This window comes from Streptomyces sp. Da 82-17 (genome assembly GCF_046098215.1).
Classification (GTDB): domain Bacteria; phylum Actinomycetota; class Actinomycetes; order Streptomycetales; family Streptomycetaceae; genus Streptomyces.
Genome location: NZ_JBJURH010000009.1, coordinates 64,915 through 71,158, shown reverse-complemented (window position 1 = coordinate 71,158; position 6,244 = coordinate 64,915). Strand labels below are relative to the sequence as shown.

Below are 6,244 nucleotides of genomic sequence, written 5' to 3'. Positions count from 1 at the left end.
GCTTCGCCGTGGTCACGTACTGCTCCTCTGAGGCTGTTGATACGCGTCGGATACGACGCTGGTGATGCCGCTCATGTCTATTGCTGCGCTGTGCGTGGCGACGGGCCGCCGTGACCTCACAGCCGGGTCAGCGGCTCGACCAGACCAGGTCCCGACGCGCCGCATAGCGCTCGCGCAGCTCACCGGCGACCCTGCGCGAGGCCGGAGGTCGACCGCGGCTCGGTGTCTCCGGGGCCGCTGTTTCCTCCTCCACGGGAAGCTCCGGCTCTGCCTCCTCGCGCAGCTGCCGGTCGAGCTCGTCGAGGCGGTCGAGCATGTGCGCATCGGGCTGCGGCAGCACCATAGTGGGATGGTCTTTGGGCGTCGTCTGCTCGATCAGGGATCGGCGGGCACGGGCCGGGCTCGTCCCCATGCGCCGCAGCAGGTCGGCGCACTGGCGTGTCACGTGTGCAAGGGAGGGGCGGTCGTCGGGCTGATGGGCCAGCATCGGCGCGACGACAGCGGCCAACTCCTCGGGCAGCCCTGCCAGGTCGGGGGTGACCTCGGGATTGGCCACCTGCGCAGCGACGGCAGGCCACGAAGCTCCGCTGTACGGCGCATGACCGGTGGCTGCGTACAGCAGCACCGTGCCCAGGCCGTAGACATCGGCTGCCGGTGTCACGTCGGTCACGCCGAGCGCCTGCTCGGGTGGGATGTAGGCCACCGTGCCCAGGATGGTGCCGTCCTGAGACATCGACCCCTTCTCCGCCCCGACGAACGCGCCGAGCCCGAAGTCGATGATCACCGGTCCGAAGTCGCCCATCATGACGTTCTTGGCAGTGAGGTCGCGATGGACCAGACCCACGGCGTGCACGGCGGCGAGGCCTTCGGCCAGGAGTGCGCCCAAGCTGGCCACGTGCGGTGCGGACAGTGGCTCGCGGTGATCCACGGTGTCGTACACCGAGCGGCCGGGGATGTAGTCCGTGGCCAGCCAGGGGAGGTCGGCGGTCGGGTCGGCGTCGATGAAGCGAGCGACGCGCCCTGTGCCGGTGAGCGTGCGCGCGATGGCCGCTTCCCGTTCGAACCGGGCCCGGCTGTGTGGGTTCGTGCGCTCAGGGCGGATGACCTTTACCGCGACCGGGTCACCCGCCACTGAGTACGCGAGGTAGACCTCCCCCATCCCGCCGGCACCGAGACGCCGTTCGACGGCGTACGGACCGATGCGCTCCGGATGGCTCAGGCCGCTCACCTGGCTCCCCCCTTTGGCCGCTGGATCAATGCGACCTCCCCCGACACCTACAAGCTCACCTGGGCACGAGCAACGTGCGTAGGGAGCAAACACTGAAACTTCACAGCGCCAGCATACTGATCACCGCTCAGCGGCCGGGAGTGCTCTCGTGAACTCGGGACAAAAGGCCGAGACCTTCGCCCTGGCCGGTCCCCGAGGCCCCCGGCCGCGTCGCGGAGCGGCCCGTCATGCCGACGCATCCAGCTTCCGCAGCAGACCGAGCAGACCATTGAGGAAGTCGATCTGCTTCTGCCCGATCGGATCCGGACTGAAGTGCATCAGGTCGTTGCGCAGCTCGGCACACTGCTTGAGCGCATCGGTGAAATGCTCCTGGTCGAGAGGGAGCCCAGCGTGCTTCCAGGTGGCCGGGTCCCTGAAGAGGTAGGGGTAATTACCCAGGCTGAGAGCTGAGGCGTCTTCGGCCAGGGCCGCCTTCTTCTTGTTCGTCCTCGCGATGCACGCACGGACGTGCTCGATGTCGAGACACTGGTCGACGATCCGCCGCAGTCGCTGCTCCACCTCTTCGATCAGCACGAACGGGCTGACGCGACTGCGAAATTCGCCGGCGATGTCGGAGGGGGTGACGATCCCGCACACCCGGTGCGCGTCATTCCTGACCACGACAAAGCCGTGCTTCTCGATCAGACCGATGCAGTCGAGGAGATGTTGCGTCGCAGGAACTTCCGGAGCTGCAACGGTTGCGTCGGCGAGAGTCGCGTCGGGACTGAACATCAGCGCACCGCCGATGGACGTCCAGCTGACAGCGCCGAGCAGCCGGCCGTTGTCGTCAAGGACGGGCAGCTGACTGAACTCCTTCAGCATCATCCGCGTCTGCGCGTTCGCCAGCGTGTCCGTGGGCGTGACGAAGTCAACGGGAACGTTCGCAGAGGGGAGGTTGCCGACGAGATAGGCAACAGACGGATGCCCCGCAGCGCCGTCCGCATCCGCCTCGCCGGCCTCGTCCGCGTCGGGTGTCGACGCTCCTACCGGAATCGCCCCCGCGCCTCGGTCGGTGTCACCCAACCGCTGGCTCGGAAGCTCCGTGCGTGTCGCTCCGACCACTCGCTGGACCACATCGGACATGTCACGAGCCTCGGGCGTGCTCTCCTCCGCGGACAGCGCACCGGCAGATGCACCCACCGCCTCGGCCCGAGCAAGTCGAGTGAGCAGGGTGGCTCCGTCCGTGACCGGCTCCTCGCCCGCTGCCACCATGGCGATGACGCTGTCGAGGGTGCCTTCCGTGAAGGGCGGAATTGACAGCAGGCCTGCGTCGTCAAGGTCGCGCTGGATCCGAGCCACAGCAGCCGGGGAGCGTCTCTCCGCATCCCACAGTTCCAGGAGCTTGCGAACGGTGAGCCGGACGGGCTCAGCCGCTTGACGGTCCTCGTCCCGTACTCGCTCGACCAGCTGACGTCGGGCGACCAGGCTCCCTCCGGGCTCCCCGTCGTCCGGCCTGCCGGGGTCGGGATGGCCCAGAACCACCTGCGTGAGACGCCTGGCTGCGTCGTAGCGGCGCAGCTCGAAGACGGTCTGCAAGGACCCCAGCGACTGCAACAGATCCGGCCGGAAGGCGTCGCGCGTCACCTCCGTGGCCTTCCAGTCGACGGGACGCACATGACGCATTCCGTCCGGCTCGTCCGACCGGTATGCGTAGTCACCGGTCACGGCCCCGATCGCGTACGCGCCGTCTGCTCGGGGCAGTACGACGAGGTCTCCCACAGCCATCTCGTGCCGGAAGCGGAACAGTTGGCCGGTCCAGTTGCCACGGGTGTATGCGTTCTCGTCTGGATATGCACTGTCGACGACGCGCCGAATCGCGTTGCGTCCGGTACTGCTGGACAGATCCTCGGTGCCGTGCCAGCCGGCGATCACCAGCCCACGCTCCAGAGCCTCCGCCTCACGCTCGCCCTGCCGCCCCGCCCTGACTACCCACGCACGCATGTTGCTACCCCGTATCGATCTTGACTTCGTGTCAGATCCTTTCCTCATCCGACAACTGCACGCAAGCCGATACCTCGCCATCGATCAACTCCGGCCTTGCTGTGCACTGTTGGACTGCCGCCTCCAGGGCAGCAGTCGAGCAGGGCGCCGGGAGACTGCGGCCGGCCCCGGCACACGTGAAGTCATCCCCCGACGTACTCCCCCAACGCCTCGCCCGTGAGCGTCGACCCGTCCGCCACGAGGTCCGCCGGGGTGCCCTCGAAGACGATCTTGCCGCCGTCGTGGCCCGCGCCGGGGCCGAGGTCGATGATCCAGTCGGCGTGGGCCATGACCGCCGGGTGGTGCTCGATGACGATGACGGACTTGCCGGAGTCCACCAGGCGGTCGAGGAGGGCGAGGAGCTGTTCGACGTCGGCGAGGTGGAGGCCGGTCGTGGGCTCGTCCAGGACGTACACCCCGCCCTTGTCCGCCATGTGCGTGGCCAGCTTGAGGCGTTGGCGTTCGCCGCCGGAGAGGGTGGTGAGGGGCTGGCCGAGGGTGAGGTAGCCGAGGCCGACGTCGGCGAGCCGCTGCAGGATCTTGTGGGCGGCGGGGAGGCGGGCCTCGCCCGCGGCGAAGAACTCCTCGGCCTGCGCCACGGACATCGCGAGGACCTCGCTGATGTCCCGGCCGCCGAAGCGGTACTCCAGGACTTCGGCCTGGAACCGCTTGCCCTCGCACTCCTCGCAGGGCGTGGAGACCCCGGCCATCATCGCCAGGTCGGTGTAGATGACGCCCGCGCCGTTGCACGTCGGGCACGCGCCCTCGGAGTTGGCGCTGAACAGTGCGGGCTTCACGCCGTTGGCCTTGGCGAAGGCCTTGCGGATGGGCTCCAACAGGCCCGTGTACGTGGCCGGGTTGCTGCGCCGCGAACCGCGGATCGGCGTCTGGTCGACGGTCACGACGTTCGCGGACGCCGGTACGGAGCCGTGGATCAGGGAGCTCTTGCCGGACCCGGCGACCCCGGTGACGACGCAGAGCACACCGAGGGGAACGTCCACGTCGACCTTGCGCAGGTTGTGCTGCGTCGCGCCGCGGATCTCCAGGGCGCCGTCGGCCTTGCGCACCGTGTCCTTCAGCGCCGCACGGTCGTCGAGATGCCGCCCGGTGACGGTGTCGCTCGCGCGCAGCCCGTCCACGGTGCCCTCGAAGCAGACGGTGCCGCCCTCCGTACCGGCCCCGGGCCCGAGGTCGACCACGTGGTCGGCGACGGCGATGGTCTGCGGCTTGTGCTCGACGACGAGGACCGTGTTGCCCTTGTCGCGCAGCCGGAGCAGCAGGTCGTTCATGCGGCGGATGTCGTGCGGGTGGAGGCCGGTCGTGGGCTCGTCGAAGACGTACGTGACGTCGGTGAGGGAGGAGCCGAGGTGGCGGATCATCTTGACGCGCTGCGCCTCGCCGCCGGACAGGGTGCCGGAGGGCCGATCGAGGGAGAGATAGCCGAGGCCGATCTCCACGAACGAGTCGAGGGTCTGCTGCAACGCGTCGAGCAGCGGCGCGACCGACGGCTCGTCGATGCCGCGCACCCACTCGGCGAGGTCGCGGATCTCCATCGCGCAGGCGTCGGCGATGCTCTTCCGCCGGTACTTGGAGGCGCGGACGGCCTCGCTGAGCCGGGTGCCGTCGCAGTCCGGGCAGGTGGTGAAGGTGACGGCGCGCTCCACGAAGGCCCGGATGTGGGGCTGCATCGACTCCTTGTCCTTGGACAGGAACGACTTCTGGATCTTCGGGATCAGGCCCTCGTACGTGAGGTTCACGCCGTTGACCTTGACCTTGACCGGCTCGCCGTACAGGAAGGCCTGGAGTTCCTTCTTCGTGTACTTCCGGATCGGCTTGTCCGGGTCGACGAAGCCGGACTGGGCGTAGACCTGCACGGTCCACTGGCTGTCGGACTTCCAGCCGGGGATCGTGAAGGCGCCCTCGGACAGCGACTTGGAGTCGTCGTACAGCTGCGTGAGGTCGATGTCGGAGACCGTGCCGCGGCCCTCGCAGCGGACGCACATGCCGCCGGTGCGGCTGAACGTGACCTTCTCGGTCTTCGTCTTCCCGGCGCCCTTCTCCACCCGGAAGCCGCCGCTCGCGGAGACGGACGCGGTGTTGAAGGAGTACGCGCCGGGCGGGCCGACGTGCGGCTTCGCGAGGCGGCTGAAGAGGATGCGGAGCATCGCGTTGGCGTCGGTGGCGGTGCCGACGGTGGAGCGCGGGTCGGAGCCCATCCGCTGCTGGTCGACGATGATCGCCGTGGTCAGCCCGTCGAGGACGTCCACCTCGGGCCGCGCGAGGGTCGGCATGAAGCCCTGCACGAAGCTGCTGTACGTCTCGTTGATCAGGCGCTGCGACTCGGCGGCGATGGTGTCGAAGACCAGCGAGCTCTTGCCGGATCCGGAGACTCCCGTGAACACCGTGAGCCGGCGCTTGGGGATCTCGATGCTGACGTCCTTGAGGTTGTTCTCGCGCGCCCCGTGCACCCGGATCAGGTCGTGGCTGTCGGCCGCGTGCGGCTCGCTCTTCGCCATGGTGGTGATGTCTCCGTCTCTCGTGCGGGCCGCCTGCGCGGTCCGGTTGCCCCCACGGTAGGCCGGGCCCCGTCCCGGTGCTTCTCCATTTCTGACACGCCCCTCCGGAACGCGGACACGACCCTCCGGAACGCCGACACGTCCCTCCGGCCCCTTCGAGCTGCCGGCAACGCTCGGTTACGTGAATGAGCGCTCCGGGACCCCTGGTGGCACAAGGCGGTCGGGGGGGGCGAATGATGGAAGGCGTCGTGGTGTCCCACATGGGCTCCACTTCGACAAGGAGGACCGCGAGTTCAAGGCCGATACGGAAGCGACCGTCTACCTGGACAAGAGCAAGTCCTTCCTCAAGGAGATCACTCCCTGTTCAGCGGGGGCGTGACCGTCACACTCGATCGCCGGTGACCTCGACCGCCCGCGAGCACGACCCTCCGTGACGGGGTGGCGGCCCGGGGTGCGTCCCGGTCGTTCTTCGCCGACACTT

General features: G+C 68.5%; 3 protein-coding genes. All 3 read right to left on the bottom strand.

What is annotated here, in order from left to right; all coding sequences use genetic code 11:
* Nucleotides 1-127: 127 nt before the first annotated feature.
* Nucleotides 128-1,228, bottom strand: a complete 1,101-nt coding sequence (locus ACIDOF_RS17490) for a serine/threonine-protein kinase (RefSeq protein WP_409006816.1) — start codon at nucleotides 1,226-1,228, stop codon at nucleotides 128-130.
* 225 nt (nucleotides 1,229-1,453) lie between these two features.
* Nucleotides 1,454-3,208 carry a CBS domain-containing protein gene (locus tag ACIDOF_RS17485; protein ID WP_409006815.1) on the bottom strand — a complete coding sequence of 585 codons (1,755 nt, stop codon included), beginning with the start codon at nucleotides 3,206-3,208 and terminating at the stop codon, nucleotides 1,454-1,456.
* A 182-nt stretch (nucleotides 3,209-3,390) separates the two neighbouring features.
* On the bottom strand, nucleotides 3,391-5,763 hold the full coding sequence (locus ACIDOF_RS17480; protein WP_409006814.1) for an ATP-binding cassette domain-containing protein: 2,373 nt from the start codon (nucleotides 5,761-5,763) through the stop codon (nucleotides 3,391-3,393).
* Between the last annotated feature and the right edge of the window lie 481 nt (nucleotides 5,764-6,244).